Origin of the sequence: Paraburkholderia sp. J7 (genome assembly GCF_905220155.1) — a bacterium.
Taxonomy (GTDB): Bacteria; Pseudomonadota; Gammaproteobacteria; order Burkholderiales; family Burkholderiaceae; genus Paraburkholderia.
In genome coordinates this window covers 158368-181144 of the sequence record NZ_CAJMYZ010000005.1, presented here as the reverse complement: position 1 = coordinate 181144, position 22777 = coordinate 158368, and the positions used below count along the sequence as shown (strand labels likewise).

The 22777-nt window shown below is 62.7% G+C and carries 19 protein-coding genes and 1 tRNA gene; 3 read left to right on the top strand and 17 right to left on the bottom strand.

What is annotated here, in order from left to right:
- The first annotated feature begins 167 nt into the window (after positions 1 to 167).
- Positions 168 to 1112, top strand: a complete 945-nt coding sequence (locus U5A58_RS10230; protein ID WP_321961355.1) for a LysR family transcriptional regulator — start codon at positions 168 to 170, stop codon at positions 1110 to 1112.
- A 16-nt stretch (positions 1113 to 1128) separates the two neighbouring features.
- Here the strand turns inward: U5A58_RS10230 and U5A58_RS10225 are convergent, their stop codons facing one another.
- From U5A58_RS10225 to fdnG, 17 genes are all read right to left on the bottom strand, one after another.
- Entirely contained in the window at positions 1129 to 2265 is a 1137-nt protein-coding gene (locus U5A58_RS10225; RefSeq protein WP_321961354.1) for a methyl-accepting chemotaxis protein, read from the bottom strand.
- 90 nt (positions 2266 to 2355) lie between these two features.
- Positions 2356 to 3204, bottom strand: a complete 849-nt coding sequence (locus U5A58_RS10220; RefSeq protein WP_321961353.1) for a fumarylacetoacetate hydrolase family protein — start codon at positions 3202 to 3204, stop codon at positions 2356 to 2358.
- Between the two features lie 41 nt (positions 3205 to 3245).
- On the bottom strand, positions 3246 to 3644 hold the full coding sequence (locus U5A58_RS10215) for a nuclear transport factor 2 family protein (RefSeq protein ID WP_321961352.1): 399 nt from the start codon (positions 3642 to 3644) through the stop codon (positions 3246 to 3248).
- A gap of 3 nt (positions 3645 to 3647) precedes the next feature.
- Positions 3648 to 4430 (bottom strand): SDR family oxidoreductase, encoded by a 783-nt coding sequence (locus U5A58_RS10210; protein ID WP_321961351.1) that lies wholly within the window; start codon positions 4428 to 4430, stop codon positions 3648 to 3650.
- Between the two features lie 40 nt (positions 4431 to 4470).
- On the bottom strand, positions 4471 to 5754 hold the full coding sequence (locus U5A58_RS10205; RefSeq protein ID WP_321961350.1) for a DUF3500 domain-containing protein: 1284 nt from the start codon (positions 5752 to 5754) through the stop codon (positions 4471 to 4473).
- A gap of 43 nt (positions 5755 to 5797) precedes the next feature.
- Positions 5798 to 6541 (bottom strand): dienelactone hydrolase family protein, encoded by a 744-nt coding sequence (locus tag U5A58_RS10200; RefSeq protein ID WP_321961349.1) that lies wholly within the window; start codon positions 6539 to 6541, stop codon positions 5798 to 5800.
- Positions 6542 to 6560: 19 nt separating this feature from the next.
- Positions 6561 to 7934, bottom strand: coding sequence for an MFS transporter (locus U5A58_RS10195; RefSeq protein WP_321961348.1), 1374 nt, complete (start codon positions 7932 to 7934; stop codon positions 6561 to 6563).
- Between the two features lie 683 nt (positions 7935 to 8617).
- Positions 8618 to 9145 carry a hypothetical protein gene (locus tag U5A58_RS10190; protein ID WP_321961347.1) on the bottom strand — a complete coding sequence of 176 codons (528 nt, stop codon included), beginning with the start codon at positions 9143 to 9145 and terminating at the stop codon, positions 8618 to 8620.
- 334 nt (positions 9146 to 9479) lie between these two features.
- Positions 9480 to 9614: an NAD(P)-binding protein gene (locus U5A58_RS40840; RefSeq protein ID WP_415774208.1), complete on the bottom strand. Its 135-nt coding sequence runs from the start codon at positions 9612 to 9614 to the stop codon at positions 9480 to 9482.
- 128 nt (positions 9615 to 9742) lie between these two features.
- On the bottom strand, positions 9743 to 10108 hold the full coding sequence (locus U5A58_RS10180; protein ID WP_321961345.1) for a hypothetical protein: 366 nt from the start codon (positions 10106 to 10108) through the stop codon (positions 9743 to 9745).
- 292 nt (positions 10109 to 10400) lie between these two features.
- A tRNA-Sec gene (locus U5A58_RS10175) sits at positions 10401 to 10496 on the bottom strand.
- Between the two features lie 54 nt (positions 10497 to 10550).
- Positions 10551 to 12479: a selenocysteine-specific translation elongation factor gene (selB, locus tag U5A58_RS10170; protein WP_321961344.1), complete on the bottom strand. Its 1929-nt coding sequence runs from the start codon at positions 12477 to 12479 to the stop codon at positions 10551 to 10553.
- The gene (selA, locus tag U5A58_RS10165; protein ID WP_321961343.1) at positions 12476 to 13942 is read right to left on the bottom strand and encodes an L-seryl-tRNA(Sec) selenium transferase; all 1467 of its coding nucleotides are present in this window, start codon (positions 13940 to 13942) and stop codon (positions 12476 to 12478) included. Before selA ends, selB begins: the two co-directional genes overlap by 4 nt.
- A 16-nt stretch (positions 13943 to 13958) precedes the next feature.
- Positions 13959 to 14891 (bottom strand): formate dehydrogenase accessory protein FdhE, encoded by a 933-nt coding sequence (fdhE, locus tag U5A58_RS10160; protein ID WP_321961342.1) that lies wholly within the window; start codon positions 14889 to 14891, stop codon positions 13959 to 13961.
- A 117-nt stretch (positions 14892 to 15008) separates the two neighbouring features.
- A complete protein-coding gene (locus U5A58_RS10155) occupies positions 15009 to 15635 on the bottom strand; it encodes a formate dehydrogenase subunit gamma (protein ID WP_321910573.1) in 627 nt (208 codons plus the stop codon).
- Positions 15622 to 16560 carry a formate dehydrogenase subunit beta gene (fdxH, locus tag U5A58_RS10150; RefSeq protein ID WP_321910571.1) on the bottom strand — a complete coding sequence of 313 codons (939 nt, stop codon included), beginning with the start codon at positions 16558 to 16560 and terminating at the stop codon, positions 15622 to 15624. The genes U5A58_RS10155 and fdxH overlap by 14 nt, the downstream gene beginning before the upstream one ends.
- A 12-nt stretch (positions 16561 to 16572) precedes the next feature.
- Complete coding sequence (gene fdnG / locus U5A58_RS10145) at positions 16573 to 19644, bottom strand: formate dehydrogenase-N subunit alpha (protein ID WP_321961341.1); 3072 nt, start codon at positions 19642 to 19644, stop codon at positions 16573 to 16575.
- 194 nt (positions 19645 to 19838) lie between these two features.
- On the opposite strand from fdnG, the gene U5A58_RS10140 reads away from it, so the two are divergent.
- Positions 19839 to 21248 carry a YihY/virulence factor BrkB family protein gene (locus U5A58_RS10140; protein ID WP_321961340.1) on the top strand — a complete coding sequence of 470 codons (1410 nt, stop codon included), beginning with the start codon at positions 19839 to 19841 and terminating at the stop codon, positions 21246 to 21248.
- A 220-nt stretch (positions 21249 to 21468) separates the two neighbouring features.
- Complete coding sequence (locus U5A58_RS10135; RefSeq protein WP_321961339.1) at positions 21469 to 22662, top strand: porin; 1194 nt, start codon at positions 21469 to 21471, stop codon at positions 22660 to 22662.
- Positions 22663 to 22777 lie beyond the last annotated feature (115 nt).

The window sequence follows — 22777 nt, the reverse complement described above, 5'->3', positions numbered from 1 at the left end:
GTACGGCATGGCGAGGTAGTCGACTGAGCCAATCAATTCGGCTCGCCGCCTCAGCATTTGAAGAGATAGTCAAGGCGCAATGCCAATCTCCGGGTAAGCCCTGAAGGCTCGTCCGGCAAATCGTTTTCCACCTGCTAGAATGCGGGAAAATCCCTGGGATACTTGCCGTGCTGATTGACCCGAGACACCTGATTCAGCTCCATATGATCGTCGAGCTCGGCTCATTTATTTCGGCTGCGGAAAGGCTCGGTCTCACACAACCGGGACTCAGCCGAAACATTCGATTGCTGGAAGCCCGCATCGGCGTACGCCTGTTGATTCGGGGCAAGCACGGCGCCACGCCGACCGACGAAGGCAAGTCGCTCGCCGCCTACGGCCGCGCGCTCTACGAACTCAGCCAGCAGGCGGCCGCGGTCGGCACAGCGGTGCACGACGGCGAAGTCGGTGAACTGAGGCTTGGCGTGTCGTTCTCTCTCGCGAATGGCGTGATATCGGAGCCGATCAGCCGCTTCCTCGCCCAGCGCCGGAAGGCATCGATCCGCGTCACGCCGGGCCCTACGCCGCGGCTGCTCGAACAACTCGAAAGCGGACAACTGGACCTCGTTGTCGGCGGCACGCAAATGCTGCCCGAGGAGCACGGCCTGCGTTTCGAGCCACTGGTTGGGAATGAGCTTGCCATTGTCGGCCGCAAGGGCCATCCACTCGAAAACGTAGTGAAAATCTCAGCCAGCGACTTGCGGCAATATCGCTGGATCACCTGCCTCGAACTCGACCCCTTACGGCGCGATGTGGAAGCCGGAATGGCTTCGTTCGGTCTCACGCGCGATGCCGTTGCGCTCGAAACGGCTTCGCTGAGCCTCGTGGTCGCGACGTTGTCGCGAACCGACTTCCTGACGATGGTGCCGTCGCCACTGGCAACCTCTCTCATGGAAACGGAACGCTTCGTGCGGATCAAGTCGGATAATGTTTACCGGCTGAGGCCCATCGGCGTTGCTTATCGCCTCAACGCTTATATCCCGCCAATCGCGACGGGATTCATCGAATTCCTCCGCGCGTGGGCAAAGGAACAGCCGGATTTCACGGCGGACAGCGGCGAAAACGTAAGCCGCTGAGCGCATTGGGGGCCTATCAGGCCCTCACGCGGAACACGCCGATCGCCGCGCGCAGATTCGCGGCCTGCTCGTCCAGCATATGCGCTGCTGAAGCGGAATGGCCTACGAGGGTGGCGTTTTGCTGGGTCACCTCGTCCATCTGCGTGACCGCCGCCGAGACCTGCTCAATGCCTCTGCCTTGCTCGCCGGAGGCCGCCGCAATGTCCTCCATGATGTCCGCCACACGGGACACGGAACGGTTGACTTCCCGCATGGTCTCGCCGGCCTGCCCCGCGAGTGCGCTGCCCGCCCGCACCTGCCCGGCAGAGGCTTCGATCAACCCGCGAATGTCCTTTGCGGCGTTCGCCGCTCGCTGGGCAAGCGAGCGCACTTCGCCCGCGACCACCGCGAAACCTCGCCCCTGCTCGCCGGCGCGAGCAGACTCCACTGCCGCGTTGAGCGCCAGAATATTGGTCTGAAACGCGATGCCCTCGATCATGCCCGTGATCTCCGCGATTCTCGCCGAGCTCTCGCTTATCCCGCTCATGGTCGCCACCACATTCGCGACGACCTCATTACCGCGCACAGCCACTTCACGCGCACCAGAAGCTAGCCCCATGGCCGACTGCGCATTCTCCGCGTTCTGCTGCACGGTCGCTGTCAACTCCTCCATGCTGGCTGCCGTTTCTTCCAGCGAGGCGGCCTGCGCCTCGGTACGCGCGGCCAGGTTGCGATTGCCCGTCGCAATTTCCCGAGTCGCCTCCACCACGTGTTCCGTGGAGGCGCGAACCGCCAGCACCGCCTTCTCGATCTGCGTCATCAACCGATCAAAGGCCAACGCCACGGTGCTGAACTCATCGCGTTTCACGCTCGCGTCATGCTTTGCGTCCAGACGCTTCGTCAAATCGAGCGTATGCGCCATCTCCTCGAATCGGGCAACCATTTGATCGAGTTCGCCGCATACCGTCCGGTAAATCCACCAGCCGAAGACGATCGCGGCCAACCCCGTTCCCAGCCCCATGATCACCTGCACGTTCATCATCAAGCGATCGATGGGTCGCGCATGCGCGCCCGCCGTGATCAATCCGAATGCGCTCGCGCTTCCCAGCAGCAGCATCAGAATGGCGCAAGAACCGAAAGCGACGATCAGCTTCGCTTTGACTGTCAATGTCATGGCGTCTCCCCTTGCTTATTTTTTTAGACAGCCTGTTGCGCCGCGATACCGACTGGCGTCCCACGGTGCCCGATTTATCGCCTCACCGGCTCAATCCACGGCAATCACGCGGTTCTCGATATGGCCTAGACCGCCGATTTCGGCGCGCACGACATCGCCCACCTTGAGCAGCTTGCCGATCGCCATGCCAATGCCTTCGGGTGTGCCCGTTGCCAGGATGTCGCCCGGTTCCAGCGTCATCACCGTGGTCAAATACTCGATCTGCGCGTAGATGTTGTAGATCATGTCGCCCGTCGACTTGCGCTGCCGCTCTTCGCCGTTGACCGTGAGCACCATGTCGAGCGCATGCGGATCGGCGATCTCGTCGTCGGTGACGATCCACGGACCGATCGGGCCGTGCGTATCGAACGACTTACCGAGCGTAAAGGTGGGTGACCGGCTTTGCCAGTCGCGCGCCGACACGTCGTTGGTGACGAAGTAACCCGCGATCACCGAACGCGCATCGACCGCCGTCACGTGCCGGCAGCGCTTGCCGATGATCACGCCAAGTTCGATTTCGTAGTCGAGCTTTTCGATGACGCCTGGATACTCGATCGGATCATAAGGGCCCGTGATGCACGACACCTGCTTGTTGAACCAGAGCTGGCTGCTCGGAATCGGCACACCCGCCGCACGCGCTTCCTCGGCGTGCGCCTTGTAGTTGAGGCCAATCGCCAGATACTTCTGGGGATCATCGATGGGCGCCTCGAGCTTGACTTCGCCTGCCCGGTACGCAGGTTCAACGGCCGCCTCGAGCGCGCCGCGCAGTGCCGGCAAGTCAACCAGCAGTTGACGCATCGATGTACCCACGCCCGCCACGCCGGACAGGTCGATCACGTTATCGCCCACGAGCTTGCCGATGCGGGTGCGCCCGCCTTCGGTGAAACGAAGCAATTTCATCTGTCATTCCAGTTATCAAAAAGAGAGAGCCGCCATGCGGCTCAGTTTTCCCGGTCCACGGTCAGCTGGAAACTCATAAAGCGCCAGCCCTGCTCCGTATGGCGCAACACCTGCGTGACGAAGCTGTGCATTACCGTCTCGTCCGCGCCGTTCGGGGCGCGCATGCGGCTGGACATCGGCCCGGTCATCACGGCAATCGTGCCTTCAATCCGGATCGTGAGCGGTCCTCGCTCAATGGCGATGAAGCCGCGTTTTCGATCGATATGACGCAACAGCGCAGTCTTGTCATGCACGAGGCCCGTGCTGTGGACGTGGACCAGGTCGGCGCAAAACATCGCATCGAGCGCGGCCAGATCGATTGCAACAAGCGCTGCCTGCCTGCGCCGTTCGAGATCGAGGATGGCCTCGCGGTCGTGTTGTCTCGTCGAGTCGACTGCCATCGCTCAGATCAGACCTTCATACGAGCCGCCATCCAGTTGCAGATTCTGGCCGGAGATATAGCTTGCATACGTGCTGCAAAGAAATGCGCAGGCCGCCCCAAACTCCTCCGGACGCCCCAGGCGCTTCGCATTGATGGTGGCGGCAATCCGGCTGCGGGCCGCTTCATGGTCAATACCGTGCTCAGCCATCAGCCGCTGCGCCATGAATTCCTGACGCGGTGTATCGATACGCTCCGGCAGCAAGTTATTGACCGTTACGTTGTCGACCACCACGTCCACGCTGATCGCCTTGCTGATCGCCGTGAGCGCAGTGCGTGCCGAAGTCGAGAGCCCCATGATGTAATGCGGCGACTTCACCATGGCCGACGTGATATTGATGATGCGGCCGAACTTGCGCTGCCGCATGCCCGGGATATAGGCACGCATCAGTTGCACGGCCGGAATCATGTTGGCCCCGAGCGCCCCGAGCAGCGCGGTCTCGTCCCACTCCTCCAGTTTGCCCGGCGGCGGCCCGGCATTGTTGTTGACGAGGATGTCGACTTCGGGATGCCCCGCGAGAATCGCTTCTCGCCCTTCCTTCGTGCAGAGATCGGCCGCGATGACCGACACTTCCGCTTGCGGCACGAGGCGGCGCAGAGTTTGTGCCGCCGCTTCGAGCTTCTCCGCATTCCTGCCATTGAGCACAACGGCAACGCCCTCGCTCGCCAGCGCCTGTGCGCAAGCGAAACCCAACCCCTGCGAGGAAGCCGAGACAAATGCCCGGCGCCCCTTGATTCCGAGATCCATAACTCTCCTTTCGCCGCGCTCTATTCACGCGGCCTTGCTATCAGCGATGGTGTTGATGTGTGCATTCCACGCCCGGACATTGGCCCGGATGCATGGTTTCGTAGTGCTGCCTCAGCAGGTCTCGCCCGTAGTCGTTACCATTCGGTGTGCGAACTACTGTATGGATGTGGCATTTAGCCGGTTCTTCATTGCTCAGCCACACGCCACTGTGATGATCGAACTCGATCATCGCCACCGGACTCTGAATGCGGTAGTAGAACGGATCGTTGTCACCCTGGCCGCCAATCCAGCTCCACCAGGTTTCATCGAGGCGCGTGGCGATCTGGTTCATGCGGGCGCGACGCGGACCGTCCGGCAAATAGATGATGAAGTTTTCGATCAGCTCCAGCAGCCGGTCACGTTGCCGCTTCGAAAACTCACTGGCACGCACGCCCTCGTACGGCACCACGCGGTTGTCCTGAAACGCACCGCCCATATGACGCTGATCGGCAATATTCCAACGGCCCGACGGCATCGCCGGATCGAGCATCTGGCGATAGACCGTGGCGCGTTCGCGCTGCTCGCCTGGCAATGAGCGCATCAGTTCGAGACCGATCAACTCCTCGTCAGTGAACAGCGCCAGTCCCGCGTGAGGGCCGCGGTCGATGATGTTTGGCTCGGCACCCATGAACGTCGGCGAAATCACCATCTGCCCGCCCAGCACGAAACAGTTCAGGCAAAGATGATGGCCATAGAGACTCCAGCCCCAGGGGTGATCCACAGACGGCGTGCCGAACAGCAGAAAGTTATAGCTCCACTCGTTCATGATCTGCGGCAGATCGCACAATTCGCCGAGGAAGCCGTTGGTCCACATACAGCCCTCCGCCTTGCGGTATCCCTCTGGGCTCAAGCTTCTCGCAATCACGTCCATGACGAGCCGGCGCGTGGACATCGGCAACTCTTCCAGGCGTAGGCCGCACGGGTTGACCAAAAATTCAGGATTACTCCAGATTCGCCATTCATTTGCATCGACGTCGTAGCGCAGCTTGCCGCGCGCTTCATCGTTCAGTTCGCTGAGCAGGCGATTCGCGGCCTCAGTCATGGCCTGCGTAGGCGCACCCTCGTCGTCGAGGCGGTACAGGCCGGGAAGCACTTTGCCGTCGCTCGTCAGCCCCTTGAACGGCTGCGCATACGCTGTGCGCCATCCCGCGATGATTTCAGCGACCTGGGGGTGAAAGCCCTGAATGTCCTGGGCATAGCGATACGGATCCTTCTGGCGGCAGCTAACAAGCCGCGGCGAATCGACCGGAAACAGCAGGTCGTGGTAGTTATTGCTGGCCGGCATGCGGCGACCTCCAGTATGTTTTGTCTAGCGAAAGAGAGCGGGCTCAATCGGCGGGGACTTCGGCCAGCACTTCGGCCAGGAAGCGACTCATGGCGGCCCACGAGCGGCTGTCGGCCTGGGCGCTATAGGCAATCACTTCGGGCCGATTGGCCTTATCGGCGTTCGGATTGGTGAAGCCATGGCGCGTCAGGCCATAACTGTTGACCTCCCAGCCAATCTGCGCTGCATTCATGGCCTGCTGGACCGCGAGCAGCTTCGATGCAGAGGCCATCGGATCGTCGAATCCCGTCAGCACCAGCACCTTGCTTCCGGCACGGGCCGCCTGCCAGTCCTCGCCGACCAGATCCAGGCCGCCGTGAAGGCTGACGACACCAGCAACGTCCGCACCGCTACGCAGAAACTCGAGTACCGACGCACCACCAAAGCAATATCCGGTGAATGCGATGCGTGAGCCGTCAACGCCGGGTTGGGCGGCCAGCGTCTGCTGCGCGGCCTGCAAACGTCCCATCCATGTCTTGCGGTCACTCGCGAAGCGGCCGATCATCGGGCCGATCTGGCTCTCGTCGCGCAACTGCGCGCCATTGCCCCAGACATCGGCGACCAGCACCGCATAACCAAGCGCCGCAACGCGGTCCGCAATACCCTTCATGGCGTCGCTCACGCCAAATGCGTCGTGCACAATCACAACGCCCGACTGCCGCTCCGAATTGCCATTCCGGCTGAGATAACCAACCAGACGCTCTGAATCGAACGCATATTCGACAGCGCTACCCGTTAATCGCGACACTTTCTTTCTCCGTTTTTATTCAATGAACGCCCTGATGGGCATCGAGATTCGACGTGCCAGCCGTGTTTTCACCACGGCCGCGCGACCCAGGCAGGCGGTAGACCAGCACACACGCCGCCAGCGACAGGAAAACAATGAGCAGCAGGGCCGGCAGCATCGAGCCAGTCGATGTTCTCGACCATCCGATCAACGTCGGACTGAAAAATGCGCCAAGCGACCCCAGCGAGCTGACCATCGCGAGGCCTCCAGCGGCCGCGCCCTTCGGCAGATAATCATGGGGTATGGCCCAGAACACCGGCAGTGCGGAAAACGTGCCGGCAACCGCAATACATAGCAGTACGATCGTTCCCAACAGATCTTGTCTAAAAAACATCAGCACGAGGAGCGCCAGACAGCCGGCCACGGTCGGTGCAATGAAGTGCCAGCGCCGTTCCCGCAGACGATCCGACCGACGCGCAAGCACGATAATGGCCAACACACCCGTCACGAACGGCACCGCAGTCAGGACTCCTGTATTGGACAACGATCCTGAACCCGCCTCCTTGACGAGCGTCGGCAACCAGAAGTTGAGCGCCATCGTGACGCTGCACACCGTGAAATAGACAAAGCTGATGGTGTAGAGCACCGGATTGCACAGCACCGCAAGCGTGGCAGTGCGCGTATCGCGGCCGAATTCACGTGCAACACGCTCCGACTCGAGCACGCCGAGCAGGTAGGCACGCTCTTCGTCGGACAGCCAGGTGGCGCACGCGGGAGAATCCGTCAACCAAAGCAGTGCGACTACCCCGAGCACAACCGCCGGAATGCCTTCGAGCACGAACAGCCACTGCCAGCCGTGCAACCCGGCGGCGCCCGCAAGGCGCGTCATGATGATACCGGCAAGGAGTCCGCCAACCACGCCGGCCGCAGCCATCGCGGCAAAAATCCACGAGGTGCGGGAGGCCCGATAACGCGCGGGATACCAGTAGCTGAGATAGAGGACGATACCGGGGAAGAATCCGGCTTCGAAAGCACCGAGCAGGAAGCGCAGCACGTAAAGGGTTGCCGGGGTCCTCGCGAACGCCATGCCCATCGACACCAGTCCCCAGCAGATCATGATGCGGCTGAAGGTCTTGCGTGCGCCGATCCTGTTCAGAAGCAAGTTGCTCGGTATCTCGAACAGCACATAGCCAATGAAGAAGATACCCGCCGCCAAGCCATAAACCGCATCGGAAAAGCCTAGGTCGTGCTTCATCTGCAACTGCGCGAAGCCGATGTTCACGCGATCGAGAAAAGCCACGACGAACGAAAGCACGAGAAACGGCATGACGCGCCGTGACACCTTCGCGTAGATTTTCTCAGGGTCAATTCCGGCTGGGGCCGAAGTCGCGGCCCTCGTATATTCCAGCGACATACATGTCTCCGATTATTTGACGTCGCTATTCACGCGACTGGAAAATTATCGCGCCATGCTTTTCGCTTGCAGCTGGATTTCCGGTATACGAACATGACTTCCGGGATGAAAGCCAGCCCTCGCCGATTCCATGCGGTCATGATTTCTGCGCGATGGACAATCACTGCGCGCGACGCCAAATCAGTGCGATGTGTACTGTTTGAAGCGCCCTCGATCTACGGCGCATCTGGCGATCTCGCGAATTTGCTAGTATGTTAGCTAATTGATCGAGCACTATCTAACCAGCATTTACTCGGTATAACTAAATCATTGCCGACGTGGAGAGTCACCTCGTAAAACGAGGGTCCGAATAGGCACTCGGCTGACGTGCGTGACAGGTCAGTAGCATGCTCAATTTACGGAGAGGCAGTGACTATCGCGGCGAGGCGGAAATCTTCTGAAGCAACGGACGCGGACGCGACAAGCCAACGCATACGTAAGCCTTCGGCGGCGCAAGGACCCAGCTGGAAGGAGCATACAAATGGAGGCAACCAGCGCCAGTGAAAATGCCGGCTTCACACGATGGACAATGACGGCCACACTGCACACCCCCTGTCGCGGCGGGTATCGCTCATGTGCAACCGGGTTCCGGCCGTGCATCGTAGCGGCGAGCTTCGTCGAAACCGCGATTGCACCTCCCTTCCTTATTTCGACGTGGCAGGCGCAAGCTTGATCGTCAGCGTGCCGGTCGCTTGATAGCGTGTATCGCGCTTGTCGATCCTTGAACCGCGGATCACTATTCTGCCCGCTTCGATGCGGCTCTCGCCCGTGTCGGCGCCGGGGCACAGCGTGACGCCACCCGCGTTGAACGCCAGAGAGATGTCGCCCGGTTGGCCTTGCACGACGGGCACGACGCGTTGTGGCAAAGCGCGGTGAATCCCCTTGCCCGTCGAACTATCGCCGTGACACTGGAGCGCCACAACCTTGCCCCCTATGGCCAGTTCGCCATTCCGGCCAGGATCCTTCACGATGAATCGGACCTCGAACGGATGATTGCCGTCCAACGTCACCGTCCCCGTGGGCTTCGCGATTTCGATAACCTGCCCCGAGACCTTGTCTTGCACGACCCAGCTAACGGCGGGCGCGCCGGCGGCGAATACTGCGGGCGCAGACCCTGCGGCAAATGCAGCAAGCGAGGCCGCAACAAGCATACGCGAAAGAATGCGGGTCATTCCGATCTCCAGATTAGCCCTCAACGTGGGTTCGCTAAGGGAGCCGCACGACGCAGGCCAGAAAAGCGCGCCGTGCGGACGTTGTTATTTGAAACTTCACGATTCGTCCGGTGCACTGCCTGACGTCCGGCACCGGCCCTCAGCGCCAAAATCGGGGCTCACAGCGCGAGAATTTGCTTGAGCACCGATTCAAGAGTCGATTCAGGATCATCGACCCTGCCTGCCGAGAGGAAAGCGATATGCCGGTCCGGCCGCACGAGCAGACACCCCGAATCGCCAATCCCGCTGAGCTGCGCCCACTCTCCATACACGTCGTTCGCTTCGAGCCCCAGCCCTATCCGCACGACGTCCGGCGGGATGAAGAGCTTGCGGAACTGGCCAACCCCGAATAGCGGGTCATCGCGAGCACCTTCACACCCTGTTTCGCGAGCAGCGCAGCGCATGCAAGACCGGTCGGACCCGCTCCCACGACAAAAACATCGACGTTCAACGTCTTCAAGATGACTCCAGGCTTTGTTGTAGTGCTGTCGCGCCGAATGGCGGCGGCCTGTCACGCAGCATGCGCGAAATCTTCGTCGACAGACTGCCTTTGTCCGGCTAAAGGAAACCAATTTCACCGTCAAGCGGCGTCGGCGCGATTCGCTTACCTGTGTGCCTCACGGCGAGCGCCGCAGCCTGTTCGGGCGCTTCGCTCGGCCAGCGCGGTACCGGGACGCGCGCCACGATCGGCAACCGCGACGCGCATAGCACGGTTGCCACGAGCAGCACGATCACGATCGGGGTGGACGTAGGCGCGGAGAGCACCGATAAGAAGATCGGTCCGCTCAGCAGCACGCCGAGCAGGGTGAACTGCGTGACGAGCCCGCTCGTTGCGCCGATACTGACCGGCGAAGGGGCAACGGCCGGCACGTAGGCCCACATGCCTGTCAGCACGCCGCTTGCGAAGAACAGCAGCCACGACAACGCAATCGGAACGGGCCCACCTTCGAGGACAGGTACTTACGACTTGGACACACGCCGCAAATCTGTGCGCCAAACGTGACGTGTTCAGGGAGTACCCGGATAGCGCTTTTGAACTTGGCAAGTTCCACAGGAAAGCATTGGCACTTGCAAACCTATCGCGCGGGAGACTCGACGAAAATCAAGGAAGCCCATTGTCGAAAAATCGGGCTAGCTCCAAAACAACCAATTCGTGTCGTAAACGACATTAATTGGTGAACTCTACAGGAGCAGCTTTAGGCCCCACAGCGTGAACTGGCGGAAGGCAGCCGGAGTCGAACCGACCCGGGAGCGGCTGACGCCCCCAACCGGGTTTGAAGCCCGGCCGTACCACCGGATACGAATGCCTTCCTTCGTCGAACCCAACCTCAACCGCAACTGCAATCGAAAGCACACATCGATGTGCCTACAACCACTCTCGCATCCGGCTATCGTGCCGTAACAGATGCGTGTCGCGCTGAAAGCGAGTATATCCAACGCGGTCGAAGTACTCCAGAATCTGGATCGCCCGTTTGCGGCCCAACGCCGTGGCGTCGCGAAACGCCGCAGCGTTGACGGCACCGCCCTGCTCCGCCGCAATCTGCGCCACGGCGCGAGCGAGCGTCTGCACCACGTCCCGATCGTAAAAGAGATCGCGCACGACCTGATACACCACACCAAGGCGTGCGAGCTTGCGCAGCAACGCACGCACCTTCTCCTCCGGCTGACCCGTCTCGCGCGCGAGGTCCCGCACCCACGGCGGATCGAAACGCCCTTGCGCAAGCAAAGGCATGAGGCGTGCCGCGAGCGCTTCGTCGTCGGCGTCGAGCGTTACCGCATGCGAAGGCAAATGCAGCCACGGGCCACTGCGCGCCACGCGCCCCTCGCTTTCGAGCGCTTCGATCGCGGCGCGCCACACCGCATCGCTCACAAGCGGCGCCGCCATGCGCCGCAAACGCGCCGCGTCCGGCCCCTGCTCGTCGGGCGAGCGTGCATGAAACTCTCCGAGTGCTTCGACAATGCGCTCGGCGAGCTTCACCCAGTGCGCACGCGCGATCACCGCGCCTTCGTCGTCGCGCCCTTGCGGTGCGATTGAAATCGCATCGGCGGGCAATGCCAGCGCGGCATCGTCGTATCCGGTCAACTGGGCCAACGTCGCGCGCGCAATGCCGCGCGGCGCTTCTTCGATTAGCGGCGCGAGGTTCGCTTCGTCGAGCCACGTGCGCAACGCGTCGAGCCATGCGCGTCGTTCGGCCGTTCTGCGCCGGCGCGACGGGCCGAATGGATCGAGCACGCGGCCGCCACCTATGGTGTGGTTTGCCTGCGCGTTGCGAACAATAAACCGGTCTCCCGGCAGCGCGTGCAACGGTGCGTCGAAAACGAGTTGCACGCGGGCGACTGCACCCGGTGCGAGCGTTTCGCCTTCGAGCAGCGCGACGTTTGCAACACGATGCGTCGTGCCCAGGTGCACATGAAGCGGCGACCAGTGCTGCAACGTCACGTCTGCATCGTCGAGCAAGCGCAGTTCGACGTCGAGCCGCATGGCAGGCTCAGCGAGACGCGCATCGACGATCCAGTCGCCGCGCGTGATCTGCTCCTTGTCGATGCCCGCGAGATTCAGCGCGCAACGCTGGCCGGCGCGGCCCGCGTCACCGGCCTGTACCGCACGATTCTGCGCGTGCAGGCCGCGTACGCGCGCGGGCGTGCCGGCGGGTGCAAGCATGAGCGTGTCGCCGGCTCGTACGCACCCGGCGAATACCGTGCCCGTCACCACCGTCCCTTGGCCCGCCAGCGTAAAGACGCGATCCACCGCCAGGCGAAAAAGGCCATCGTCTCGTCGCGCGCGCCACGTACTCGCGCGCTCGCGCAGCCAGGCGTCGAGGCGCGCGACGCCTTCGTCGTGCGGCTGCGCTGCGTTCGTCTCGAAGACCGGTGCGCCCGCAAACATCGTGTTAGCGAGCCACGCGGCGATTTCGGCGCGCACCGCGTCGAGCCGCGCCGCATCCACGCGATCGGTTTTGGTCAACGCAATGGCGCCTTGCTGCACACCCAGCAGTTGCAGAATGGCGAGATGCTCGCGCGTTTGCGGCATCACGCCGTCGTCGGCGGCAATCACGAGCAAGGCGAAGTCGATACCGCATGCACCCGCCGCCATCGTATGCACGAGCTTTTCGTGGCCAGGCACGTCGATGAAGCCAAGCACGTCGCCATTGGCGAGCGGCAGGTACGCGTAACCCAGCTCGATCGAAATGCCGCGCGCCTTCTCTTCCTTCAGGCGGTCGGTGTCGACGCCGGTCAACGCACGGACCAGCGTGGTCTTGCCGTGGTCGATGTGCCCCGCCGTGCCGACAATCACAGGCGCAGCTCCGCGAGGTGCGCAACGAACGCCGCTTCGTCCGCCGGTTCGAGGCAGCGCAGGTCCAGATGCAGGGCGTCGTCGGCAATGCGGCCGATCACGGGCCGAGGCAGTTCGCGCAAGGCGCGTTCGAGCTTGAGCAGCGCGCGGCCACTGCCGCCCTTGCCCGCATGGCGCACGACGAGCCCGCTGCTCGGCAGCACGTCCACGGGCAACGCGCCGCTGCCGATCTGGCTGAACATCGGCTCGACGCTCGCGGCATACGCGTCGCCAACCGCACGCTGCAGCGCGGGCAGCGCGCGCTGCGCGGCCTCCTGCATTTGCGCGGCGGGACGTGTGAGCAGGCGCAGCGTAGTCAGCCGCTCGTGCAAGAATTCAGGCGCCTGATAGAGCCTCAAAACCGGTTCGAGCGCGGCGAGCGTGAGCTTACCCACCCGCAACGCGCGCTTGAGCGGGTGCTTCTTGATCTTCGCAATAAGCTCTTTGCGTCCGACGATCAGCCCCGCCTGAGGGCCGCCCAGCAGTTTGTCGCCGCTGAAGGTCACGAGGTCCGCGCCCGCTTCCACGGTCGCGCGCACGGTGGGCTCGGCGGGTAAGCCCCACTGTGCGAGATCGACAAGCGTCCCGCTGCCCAGGTCGACCGCTATCGGCAAGCCATGCTGCCGCGCCAGCGGCGCGAGTTCATCGAGTTCGACGCTCTTCGTAAAGCCACTGATCGCATAGTTACTGCAATGCACCTTCATCAGCAGCGCCGTGCGCACGTTGATCGCGGCTTCATAGTCCTTGAGATGCGTCCGGTTCGTCGTGCCAATCTCGCGCAGCCGTGCGCCCGCCCGGCTCATGATGTCGGGAATGCGAAACGCGCCGCCAATCTCGACCAGTTCGCCACGCGAAACGACGACCTCCTTGCGATTGGCCAGTGCGCTCAACAACAGCAGCACCGCCGCCGCGTTGTTGTTGACGACAGTCGCGGCCTCGGCGCCCGTCAGTTCACAGATGAGCGAGTCAATCAGATCGTCGCGGTCGCCGCGCTTGCCGCTCGCAAGATCGAATTCGAGGTTCGCGGGTTGCGTGAGCGCCTGCACCACGGCTTTTACTGCCTCGTCGGGGAGCAGTGCGCGGCCGAGATTCGTGTGGAGCACCGTGCCCGTGAGATTGAAGACCGGACGCAGGCGGCTTTGCGTGCGTTCGGTCAACCGCCGCGAGGTGGCCGCAATGATGCGCTCTAGCGAAAACGGTTCGGTATCCTTGTCTTCATTCGTCAATACACCGGCTCGCGCGTCAAGACGCCAGGCGTCCTGCGTGGCGCGTATCGCGTCCAGCACCTGGGTGCGTCCGTATTGTGCGATCAGCGGCTGCGCCTGCTCCGAGGCGATCACCCGCTCGACCGCCGGCATGGTTGCGAGCAGCGCATTGAGCGTGCGTGCATCGTGCTCCGCTGCTTGTCCCACGGTTTCACTCATGGTGTGCGCGACTCCTTTACTGGTCGGCAGGCACTTCGGGCCATAGCAGCGGATTCGGGCTCGCGCGGCGGTAGCCCGCGTCGCTCATCAGCAAATCGAGCGTGAGGCTAGCGAGGTCGTCGGCGAGCGGCTCGAAGTCGAGATCCTTCTCCTGATAGCCGATCTTCCGGTACGTCTGGCACTCGTCGCACGATTCGGCCTTGAGTGCGGCATTGCCGCCTTCGATACCGTGATACGCAATGCCCTTGGTCGAGTCGCAGTTGGTGCACTTCACGCGCACCACGTGCGCCTCGGTGCCGCACAGGCCGCATTGCACATACCGATAGCCCTGATACGCGCCGCCAATGCGCACGATGCTGGCAACGGGCGGCGAGCCGCACACGGGGCATACGCCCGGTGTGTCGACATAGGGAATGTCCCGCACGTCGATGCGGCTCGCGAGGTCGGTCCACACCACCTGCAGCGCGGCCATGATGAACGGCGCGGTGGCGGGCGCGACTTCGGTGTAGCGCTGCGCGAGAACCGCGTCGGCCTGGGCGTCGAGTTGCGTTTGATTCATGGCGCGCAGTTCGGCGAGCACTTTTGCGAGCGCAGGCGCGACGGCGCCCGCGGCTTCAACGCGATCGGCGAGACGGTATAGCACCGCGCGCCATTGCGGATCACGCTCGCCCGAAAGCGCCGGCAGGATCGGCATGCAGTGATGCTGCGCGTTCACAATAGCTTCGCGCGAAGGCATGGCCGCGCTGCACTGTTCGAGCGCCTCCTGCTGCGCGTCGACGAGCGCCGCCATCAATCGCACATAGCCGCCAATCGGATTGTGGTCCGCGAGATGCCGCAGGCGCACGGCGCGCGTGCTGAAAAAGGCGAAGCGCTCGGGCAGACGGATGCGCGGAATGGCCGTTGGGTCGAGCGATTCGATTTGCTGCGGGTCGAGAATGCGTTGCGTCACGACGGGTCTGCTCCAGAACGGCTTCACCAAGAAAAAACCGCCGTGCCCTTGCGGGCGCCGGCGGTTTGCCGCTCGCGCCGCGCCTGCCTTGACGGCAGGCGGCGCGCAGCCTGTGCGTTACTTGATGCTCTCGCGGAACCAGCGCGGATGATGCTTTCTCGCCCAGCCCCAGGTGACGTAACCGCGCGTCATGGCGCCGATCGATCCCTTCACCCATAGCGCGGCATAAATATGGACGATGATGCCGCATATCAGCACGAACGCCGCGACCGCATGCACCACTGAAGAGAGCCGGATAATCTCGATCGGGAAATAGAACGAGAAATACCGCCGCCAGATCACGATGCCGCTCAAGAGCAACAGCACGAGGCAAACCACCATCGTAAAGAATAACAGCTTCTGTCCCGCATTGTATCGGCCGATCTCGGGCAGCCGGTCTTCGCGGTTGTTGAGCACGTCGCCCATCTGCTTCATCCACTGGATGTCGTCTTTGTCCAGATAGTTGTGGTGCCAGAAACGCAGCGCCAGGATCAGGAACGAGACGAACATCACGACGCCGATGAACGGATGCAAAATGCGCGTCCACTGGCCGCCGCCGAGCACCGCATAAAGCCACGACATGGCCGGATGAAACATCGCGAGCCCCGAGATCGCGAGCAAAATGAAGCAGATCGCGGTGATCCAGTGGTTGCTGCGCTCGTTGGGCGTGTAGCGCTCGATCAGTTGCGGTTCATCGTCTTTCATCGTTGCGCTCCTCGGGTGGTTCGCCACGGATGCGCCGCGCCTCGTCGCGCGCGGCGGCTTCGTCTTCCGCCGTCACTTCGTTCGGGCCGATGCGCGTGTAATGGAAGAAGCCGGCCAGCGCCGTGAGCGCCATGATGCCGAGTGCGACCGGTTTGGCGATGCCCTTCCAGAGCCGCACCATCGGGCTGATGCGCGGGTTGTCGGGCAGGCCGTGATAGAGCGAGGGCTGATCTGCGTGATGCAGCACGTACATCACGTGCGTGCCGCCCACGCCTTGCGGGTCGTAAAGCCCCGCGTTTTCGAAGCCGCGCTCCTTGAGGTCGACGATGCGCTCGGCCGCGTGCTGCTTCATGTCTTCCTTGGTGCCGAACACGATCGCGCCGGTCGGGCAGGTCTTCACGCAGGCCGGCTCCTGCCCCACGGCCACGCGGTCCGAGCAAAGCGTGCATTTGTACACGCGGTGCTCGGTCTTCGAGAGACGTGGAATATTGAATGGACAGCCCGTGATGCAATAGCCGCAGCCGATGCAGTTTTCCTCGTGGAAATCGACGATGCCGTTCGTGTACTGCACGATCGCGCCCGGCGACGGGCACGCCTTCAAACAGCCCGGATCGTCGCAATGCATGCAGCCGTCCTTGCGGATCAGCCATTCGAGGTTGCCATTCGGGTTCTCGTATTCCGCGAAGCGCATCACGGTCCACGAATGCTCGCTAAGGTCGTGCGGATTGTCGTAGACGCCGGTATTGACGCCGATCTCGTCGCGCAGGTCGTTCCATTCCATGCACGCGGTCTGGCACGCCTTGCAGCCGATGCACTTGGTCACGTCGATGAGCTTCGCGACCGTGCCCGTGACCGGCTCGCGCACGCCGGGTGGGGGCGTAGTCGTGGCGGAAATGCGTCTGACGTCGAGTGATTGAAATGCCATGGTTCGCGCCCCCTATGCCTTTTCGACCTTCACGAGGAACGACTTGAACTCGGGCGTCTGCGAATTGCCGTCGCCCACGGGTGGCGTAAGCGTATTCGTCAGATAGCCCGGTTTCGTGAGCCCCTTGAAGCCCCAGTGCAGCGGCACGCCAACGGTATGCACGGTCTTGCCCTCGATCGTGAGCGGCTTGATGCGCTTGGTCACCACGGCCACGGCGATCAGATAGCCGCGATTGCTCGACACTTTCACGCGGTCGCCCGCCACCACGCCCACCTCCTTCGCCAGCGCCTCGCCGATCTCGACGAACTGCTGCGGCTGGATGATCGCGTTCAACCGCGCATGCTTGGTCCAGAAGTGGAAGTGCTCGGTAAGCCGATACGTGGTCGCCACATGCGGGAACTGCTGCACGGTCCCGAATGTCTTGCGGTCGTCGGGGAACACGCGCGCCGCCGGGTTGTTCGTGGCGAGCGGGTTGTTCGGATGGAACGGGTTATAGCCGAGCGGATTCTCGAATGGTTCGTAGTGCTCGGGGAATGGGCCCTCGTTCATGCCGTCGCGAGCGAAAAAGCGCGCTACGCCCTCCGGGTTCATGATGAACGGCCCCATGCCCTGATCCGGCGATTCGTCGACCTTGAAGTCGGGGATGTCCGCGCCCGTCCAGGCGCTGCCGTTCCAGCCGATCAGCTTGCGGGTGGGATCGAAAGGCTTGCCCGCCGTATCGCACGAGGCGCGGTTGTAGAGCACGCGCCGGTTCACCGGCCACGCCCAGGCCCAGTTCAGCGTCTGGCCAATGCCCGTTGGGTCCGAATTGTCGCGCCGGCCCATCTGGTTGCCCGCCTGGGTCCACGCGCCGCAAAAGATCCAGCAGCCGCTCGACGTCGTGCCATCGTCTTTTAGTTGGGCGAAGCCCGCAAGCTGCTCGCCCTTCTTCACGAGCACCTTGGTGGGGTCCTTCGCATCGGTCTGGTCGGCGAGCGCACGTCCGTTGTACTCCTTCGCGAGTTCTTCCGGCGTGGGGCTGGCAGGATCCGAGTACGGCCAGTCGAGCTTGACGATCGGATCGGGCAGCTTGCCGCCGTCCTTCTGGTACGCCGCGCGGATGCGCAGGAACAGGCCCGACATGATCTCGAGATCGCTGCGCGCCTCGCCCGGCGGCTCCGCGCCTTTCCAGTGCCACTGCAGCACGCGACTCGAACTCACGAGTGAGCCATACTCCTCGGCGAAGCACGTGGTTGGCAGGCGGAACACCTCAGTCTGGATCGAGGCGGAATCGACATCGTTATAGTCGCCGAACTTCTTCCAGAACTCGGAAGTCTCGGTGGCGAGCGGGTCCATGATCACGAGCCACTTGAGCTTGCCGAGCGCCGAAAGCGTCTTGGCCTTGTCCGGCGCCGATGCGATGACGTTGAAGCCCTGGCAGATATAACCGTTGACCTTGCCCTGATTCATCAGCTCGATGGTCTGCAGCAGGTCGTAGGGCTTGTCGAGCTTCGGCAGCCAGTCGTAGCCCCAGTTGTTGTCCTTCGTGGCCGCGGCGCCCCACCACGACTTCATGAAGCTCACGAAGAACGCGCCATAGTGCTGCCAGTAGCTGAGCTGGTTCGGCCGCATCGGCTGCGAAGCGCGCTTCTTGATGTAGTCGTCGTAGTCCTGCTCCGCTTCGAACGGCAGCGTCATGTAGCCCGGCAGCAGGTTCGACATCAGCCCGAGATCCGTGAGCCCCTGAATATTCGAGTGGCCGCGCAGCGCATTCATGCCGCCGCCCGCAATGCCGATGTTGCCGAGCAGCAGCTGCACCATCGCGCCGGTGCGGATCATCTGCGCGCCGATCGAGTGATGGGTCCAGCCGAGCGCATACAGGATCGTGCACGCGCGGCCCGGCTCGGCCGTGCTCGCAAGCATTTCGCACACCTTGAGGAATTTGTCCTTCGGCGTGCCGCACACCTTCTCGACCATGTCGGCGGTGTAGCGCGAGTAATGCTGCTTGAGCAACTGGTACACGCAACGCGGGTTCTGCAGCGTGTCGTCAGTCTTCACGAAACCGTCGTCGCCGATCTCGTAGTTCCACGACGACTTGTCCGGGTACGCATGCTTCTGCGGATCGTAGCCCGAGAAAATGCCGTCGTTGAACGCGAAATCCTCGCGCACGATGAACGAGAAGTCGGTGTAGTTCTTCACGTACTCGTGCTGGATCTTGTCGTTCGTGAGCAAATAGTTGATCACGGCGCCAAGGAACGCGATGTCCGTGCCGGTGCGGATCGGCGCGTAGAAGTCCGCGACCGATGCCGTGCGATTGAAACGCGGGTCCACCACGATGAGCCGCGCCTTGCGGTGCGCCTTCGCCTCCGTGACCCACTTGAAGCCGCACGGGTGCGCCTCGGCCGCATTGCCGCCCATCACCAGAATCACGTCCGCATTGCGAATGTCGACCCAATGGTTCGTCATCGCTCCACGGCCAAACGTCGGGGCAAGACCTGCCACCGTCGGGCCGTGTCAGACACGCGCCTGGTTGTCGAATGCGAGCAGGCCCATGCTGCGGGCCACTTTGTGCGTGAGATAGCCGACTTCGTTGCTGCCCGCCGATGCCGCCAGCATTCCGGTGGTCAGCCAGCGGTTCACGGTCTTGCCGTCCGCCGTTTTCTCGACGAAGTTCGCGTCGCGATCTTCCTTCAGCAGCTTCGCAACGCGGTCGAGCGCCTCGTCCCACGAGATACGTTTCCACTCGTTCGAACCCGCCGCTCGATACTCGGGGTACTTCAGGCGGCTCTCGCTGTGGATGAAGTCGATGAGGCTCGCGCCCTTCGGGCACAGCGTGCCGCGATTGACGGGGTGATCCGGATCGCCTTCGATGTGGATGATGCTCGCCGTCGCGTTCTTCGCGCCATCGCCGAGACCGTACATGAGGATCCCGCAACCGACCGAGCAGTACGGGCAGGTATTGCGGGTTTCAGTGGTGCGCGCCAGTTTGTATTGTCGAACCTCGGCAAGCGCGTTGTCGGGCGCGAAACCCATCAGCGCGAGGCTGGAACCCGCCAGCGACGTTGCCGTGACCTTGAGAAACTGACGCCGGGACATCTGCAGCATGATTCGTCCTCGGCCTGGTTGTGGGTTTTTTCAGTATAAGACGTTTTGGGCGACGGATCGCGCTGGATGTTCGCGAGCTTTGCACGCGTACAGCGCGAGGCCGCCCGGGAACCACGCTTGCTAATATTGGATGGCGAATGAGCCAGGTGTGTGACGAAACGAACCACGGAAGAACCACTTCGGGGCGCTCCCTCATGTCAACGCTTTCCTCCGAACGACTGCAGCATGCCGCACGCAAGGAAGCGTCGTGGGTGGTGGGCGCGCTGCGCCAGTTCATTGCCAACCGGTGCCCGTCGCTCGCGGCGAGTATCGCGTTTTATTCGGCGTTTTCGCTCGCGCCCACGCTCGTCATGGTGATTGCCGTAGCCGGCTGGTTCTTCGGCGACGACGCCGCACGCGGCGAACTCTTCCGCCAGGTCCACAATGTGCTCGGTAACGACGCGGCCGCCGGCATCACCACCATCGTGCAGAACGCGCACCGCGCGGGCGGCAAGGGCGGTGTCGCGGCGATCATCTCGCTCAGCTTGCTCGTGATCGGCGCGTCCGCAACCTTCTCGTCGCTCAATTCCGCGCTGAATATCGTCTGGCCGCCGGACGGGCAGCGCCCCTCCAGCGTGCTGGCGCTCGTGCGCGTGCGCCTCATTTCATTCAGCCTCGTGCTGGGCGTCGCGTTCCTGCTGATCGTCTCGCTCGTGCTCGACACGGCCATCACCTTCGTCGGCCAGTGGCTCTGGGGCAATTCTCCTTATGTGATCATCGGCAACCTGATGCAACTGGGGGTGGGCCTCGTGGTGCTGGCCGTCGCATTCGGCGCCCTGCTGCGCTTCCTGCCCGACGCCGACGTGCGCTGGCGCGACGCAATGGTGGGCGGCATCGTCGCTGCCGTGCTGTTCTCGGCGGGCAAGAAGCTGTTTGCGCTCTATCTCGCGCACGCGGGCATGGCAACGGCGTTCGGCGCCGCCGGCTCGCTAGCGGTGCTGCTCATGTGGCTCTATTTTTCGGCGGCAGTGCTGCTGCTCGGCGCCGAATTCTCGGCGGCGCGCGGTCGCCTGCACGACCCGCGCGGCGCGTGGGGTTTCCTTGAGGAAACACCGCCTGGCAGCCGCGCCAAGCTGGCCTCGGTGCTCGCCGCCTCCACCATCGTCGCGCGCCACGACACGAAGCAGGCGGACCGTTCTGCCGCGGCCCCGCAGCCGTTGGCCGTGCCGATCGGAAACGGCAGTCCAGCAGCCACGGCAATGCCCGCGGCCCTGGCGGCGGCCGTTGCGGCAGACAAATCGACACTATCGGAAACTCCGCTCGGCGCGGTAGGGCTCGCGAGTGCGCGTGGCGGAGCGTTCGGGACGATGAAGTCGGGGCTGCAGATTCGCCGTTCGGTCGTGCGCATGGAGGACAGCGCCACCTACGCGGCTGCGCTCACGCTGGTCCAGGCGGGCCGCACGGTGGCCGCCGCCGACCGCTATGTGAAGCGCCATCCGTGGAGTTCGGTGCTGTTCGCCGCGAGCGCGGCGCTCGCCATGACGGCCGTTGGCAGGCGCCGTCACCCTCACGAAGCCGGGCCAATCGAGGCTGCTTCCAATGGTCGCAGCAAGCCAAAAAAATAACAGTCGTTTACGGAACTTTTATCAAAAACGACAATAATGCTCGGTCAACAATCCAATATTTCTGAAATCGGCATAATCGACGCAGCCCCCGTCTGACAAGGGATTCTGGCCGGTGTCAGGTTTTTGCGACAAACTTTATTTTTTCAGTTCAGGTCGCCTGACCTGCTGCGTTATTCTCCATCGCGCAACAACTACACAATTTCTGCGTGGAGAAAACAGAATGAAACGAGTCGCTCTCTCGACCCTCTCGCTGGCCCTCTTGGCCGCTGCTGGCACCGCGCACGCTCAAAGCAGCGTGACCCTCTATGGTGTGATCGACGAATCGATCCAGTGGGCCAACAACGTCCAGGACGCCAACGGCAAGAATTCCAATCTGGTCTCCCTCTTCGGCGGCAACATCTCGGGTAACCGTTTCGGCCTGAAGGGTACGGAAGATCTGGGCGGCGGCCTGAAGGCAATTTTCCAATTGGAAAACGGCTTTGACATCAACACCGGCAAGCTCGGTCAAGGTGGCCTGATGTTCGGCCGCCAGGCATTCGTTGGCCTGACGCACGAGCAATACGGTACGTTCACGCTTGGCCGCCAGTACGACCCGCTGGTCGACATGGTTCAGCCGCTGACGGCTGACAACTACTTCGGCAGCACGTTCGCAACCCCGGGCGACGTCGACAACAACGACAACAGCTCGCGCACGAACAGCGGCATCAAGTACGTTTCGCCGAACCTGCAAGGCTTCCAGTTCGAAGGCATGTACGCACTGGGCGGCGTGGCTGGCTCGACCGGTTCGGGTCAGAGCTGGGGCGCGGCTGCTACGTACGGCGTCGGCTCGTTCAACGTCGCCGCTGGCTACTTCCGCATGGACAACGCTTCGTCGCTCGCTGCGCGTACGACGACGAGCAACGGCGTGCCCTCGGTGGGCTGGGCAAGCGGCGCAACCTCGGGCGCCATGTTCGACAGCGATATCAACGGCGCCTACGCATCGGCGAAGTCGGTTGGCACCGCTGCGATCGCTGCGCAATACGTTGCAGGCCCGTTCACGTTCGGCGCACGTTACAGCAACGTTCAAGTCCGTCCTGACGGCTTCTCGACGTTCGATTCGACCCAGCGTTACAACGTCGCTGCTGGCTTCTTCGGCTACCAGCTGAACCCGGCCCTGCTGCTCGGCCTCGGCTACACCTGGACGCACGGCGCTGGCGAGTCGTCGAACACGTACAACCAGATTTCGATCGGCGCGGACTACAACCTGTCGAAGCGCACCGACTTCTACGGCGTCGCAGCATGGCAACACGCCAACGGCCAGCAACCGGGCGCACCGGCAGGCACGGCAGCCACTGCATCGATCGGTTCGTACGGCTACAACTCGGCTTCGAGCTCGCAGACCCTGGTCAGCCTGGGCATCCGCCACAAGTTCTAAGCAACGCTTTAGTCCGGGCTTCGGCCCGGCGCCGGAACTGGCTGACGAGCCATTCCGGCGAAGCGAGCGAGACCGCGCAGCTAAAAACTACACGCTGCACAAACCAGCCTCGGGC